Source organism: Bacillus thermozeamaize (assembly GCA_002159075.1).
In the GTDB taxonomy this organism is placed as follows: domain Bacteria; phylum Bacillota; class Bacilli; order ZCTH02-B2; family ZCTH02-B2; genus Bacillus_BB; species Bacillus_BB thermozeamaize.
In genome coordinates this window covers 1-1,871 of the sequence record LZRT01000027.1, presented here as the reverse complement: position 1 = coordinate 1,871, position 1,871 = coordinate 1, and the positions used below count along the sequence as shown (strand labels likewise).

Below are 1,871 nucleotides of genomic sequence, written 5' to 3'. Positions count from 1 at the left end.
CCACAAAGCCGCCCACGGAAATGCTAGGCACTTGAATGGTCTTGGCGTTTACCCAACGCACCAGACCATTGTTCGGCGTGTTGTACAGGGCTTCAAAGCGAAGTTCGGCCTTGAAAACCTGTTGCAGCGCTTGTTGGTATTGCGCCGCATAGTTCACGGGACCAGCAAACAGTTGCAGATTCATCCGCAAATAATTCATGGTTGATCATCCTCCTTATTTGTTGTTTTGCTTGCCGTATTGCTCCTTGAAGCGGAATGCATTGATCCACTTGTCAAGCTCGGATTCCTCTTTTTTGGAGTGTTGGCCAGTGGTGAAAGTAGGCTTCGGATCTTTCTGGTCATCCGGTTTCGTGTCCTGCTGCGCCTTAAATTGCGGATACTTTTCAAGCACCATCTGAATGGCTTGATCCATATCCGTGTCTTCGTTGACATAGTTTTTCGCCAAGACAACGACATCCTCGACACTCTCAGGCTTAACACCAGCCTTGAGTGCCGAAAGCTGCGCCTTCAGCTTTTCGTTCTCAGCAGAAAGCTCGGTCTTTTCGGTTTCAAGAGTCTTCAACCGTTCAGCCTGCTTTTCGGCCTCCGTCTTTTGAGACTCTTGCCATTCCCTGAATTTTTGCAGCCCCTCCTTTGCACTGTTAAAGTCCTCGATGCCCAATTGCTTCAGTAAGCGCTCTTGAGCCTTCTTGGTTTCCCGTGCAATGAGGTTGTTGACGTCTTCCTGCGTGAACAGCTTTTCTTTCTGCTGTTCAGGCTGAGTCAGTTGCTGCTGTTTCTGCGGTTGTTGCGACTGTTGAGACTGCTGCTGTTGCTGTTGCACTGGATCTGTCTGCTGATTCGTGTCGCCCCCAACATTATCCGGCTGTTGGTTGCCATCTCCGCCGTCTCCGGCGAACAATTGCAGGTTCATGGGAAGATAGTTCTTGATTTTGAACATGAGAAAGACCCTCCATTTCTGGATTGATTCCTTGCGTTTTATTTAACGTCCACTACGCATAAACGGACAGGCAAAAAAACAGGCCACCATGCGTTCATCACATGATGACCCTTTCCTTGTCGTAGCGCCTCGGCAAGTCGTGTTCCGCAATGAATTCGCGGATCTTTGCCTGCCGGGCCCTGACAAGTTGCTTGTATTTCTGGATCAGTTCCTCGTCCCCGGCCGCCTCAGCCAGTTTCAATGAACGTTTTGCCTTCCTGATTTGACGCTCATAATATCGCTGCTTTTGCGATAACTCGTATCTCTCCTGCGCCTCCCTGATGTCGTATTGGATTTGGTTGTTCTCGCTCAATCCTTCAATGTATGGGAAGAACATGTGACGGCAGTTTACCCCGCGCAACCCCCAAGGCGTGCCGTAGCCAAACTCATAGACGGACGGATACTTCGGATTGCTAGATGGGAAGCTTAACGACGCCACCTTGCCTTGGATTCGCGAACACGCCGGCCTAGGATCTGGCAGGCTGCTCACCAGCACCAGATCGACGCCGTAATCCTGCATCCGTGACGTCCTCAATTCGTTGTAGGTTCGGTTGACCGTCGTTCTGATGACAGTCGTTGCATAGGATTCAACCGACCATACCCTGCCTGCTCGATCAACGAATCCCGAGTCAATGCCCTTTTCTGCCCACCGGATGACGGTTTCGGCCATTGCCCGGTTTACCGTCTCCATCCCGGCAAGCACTTTGGCCGTCGTTTCCTCGATGATTCGTCGATACATCCTCGCCACTGTTCCTTCGCCATACGTCGATGAGATCAAAGACTGATTCACAAAGTTATCAAGCTCCCTGAATGTCTGCTGAATATAGGCAGCCAAAACGGTATCAAGGAAGCTCGGCTTCGGAATTGGCTCAAAAATCCCGCTCAGTTCATC

General features: G+C 50.7%; 1 protein-coding gene and 2 pseudogenes. All 3 read right to left on the bottom strand.

Going from position 1 to position 1,871, the window contains the following annotated elements:
* Nucleotides 1–199 (bottom strand): annotated as a pseudogene (locus BAA01_12270) (hypothetical protein).
* A 15-nt stretch (nt 200–214) separates the two neighbouring features.
* On the bottom strand, nt 215–940 hold the full coding sequence (locus BAA01_12265) for a hypothetical protein (protein ID OUM89980.1): 726 nt from the start codon (nt 938–940) through the stop codon (nt 215–217).
* Between the two features lie 97 nt (nt 941–1,037).
* A pseudogene (locus BAA01_12260) lies at nt 1,038–1,871 on the bottom strand (hypothetical protein).